Here is a 223-nt window from a genome sequence, read left to right as displayed (position 1 = left end):
TCCGAAAGGAAAGAAAAAAGAACGTACTCTTGTAGTAGAAGATAACCCTGAATTATATTTGCATCGCATTTTTCCGGAACATCATTTTGTTCCGATGCAATGTAGGGCATCAGAAGTAGAAGAAAATGCAATCGACTTTGATAGATTGTTAACAAATGCTTTACGTCAAGGACCAAAGCGATTAATTGTAGGGGAATCGAGGGGGAAAGAAGCGTTAAAAATG

At 37.7% G+C, this 223-nt stretch carries 1 pseudogene; it reads left to right on the top strand.

The window, feature by feature from the left end:
• Nucleotides 1-223: pseudogene (locus MR170_RS31870) on the top strand (ATPase, T2SS/T4P/T4SS family); the annotation flags it as partial.

This window comes from Bacillus cereus group sp. BfR-BA-01524 (assembly GCF_022662595.1).
GTDB lineage: Bacteria > Bacillota > Bacilli > Bacillales > Bacillaceae_G > Bacillus_A > Bacillus_A thuringiensis_S.
The sequence above is the reverse complement of the archived record's forward strand: the minus strand, read 5'-3'. Positions and strand labels throughout refer to the sequence as shown.